This is a genomic window from Tsukamurella asaccharolytica, from assembly GCF_007858435.1.
GTDB lineage: Bacteria > Actinomycetota > Actinomycetes > Mycobacteriales > Mycobacteriaceae > Tsukamurella > Tsukamurella asaccharolytica.
This window is the reverse complement of the sequence record NZ_VIGW01000055.1, coordinates 1-595: the sequence shown is the minus strand read 5'-3', so window position 1 is coordinate 595 and position 595 is coordinate 1. Positions and strand designations below refer to the sequence as shown.

Below are 595 nucleotides of genomic sequence, written 5' to 3'. Positions count from 1 at the left end.
CCGTGGAGGAGGTCCACACCGTCTCCAGCACCGGCAACCCCCTGCACCGCCCCTCGATGTACCAGGACTTCTCCCGAGGTCGCCCCACGGAGGTCGACCACATCAACGGATACATCGCGCGCCTGGGGCGCCAGCACGATCTCATCTGCCACCTGCATGAGTTCGTCACCCTGCAGATGCACCTGGCCGAGAAGGTCCGGGACCAGGCGGGAGAGGCGGAGAACTCGCAGGCTTCCGCCGCCTGATCAGGCCCCGGCGGACCCCGACTCCCTCCGACACCGGGCCAGGTGCTCCAAGAGCCGTGACATTGCAGGGATGTCGGGCACGCGCTGAGAGGCAGCACTGGGCCCGTCCCCGACATGCACTCCCACGTCAGGCGGCTCCAGTGCGCGGAACGCACGCTCGTCCGTGGTGTCGTCACCGGCGTAGAAGACCGCATCGACGCCCAGGAGGGCGCGCAGTCTGTCGAGGGCCTGCCCCTTGTCGCCGCGCAGCACGGCCAGTTCGACGACGTGCTTGCCCGGCAGGACGTCGACTCCCTCCAGATCCCGCCCCGCCTCCTCCGCCCTCTCCTCCAGGTCTGCAGCGACCCCGG

Annotated in this window: 2 protein-coding genes; one reads left to right on the top strand and one right to left on the bottom strand. The window is 69.6% G+C overall.

Annotated features, from left to right (window positions below; all coding sequences use genetic code 11):
• A partial coding sequence (locus FK529_RS19785; RefSeq protein ID WP_269432108.1) for a ketopantoate reductase family protein occupies positions 1 to 245 on the top strand: 245 nt, incomplete at its 5' end.
• On the opposite strand, the gene FK529_RS19780 is transcribed toward FK529_RS19785, so the two are convergent.
• Positions 246 to 595 (bottom strand): trehalose-phosphatase (locus FK529_RS19780; RefSeq protein WP_331456341.1); only part of this gene is annotated, 350 nt, incomplete at its 5' end.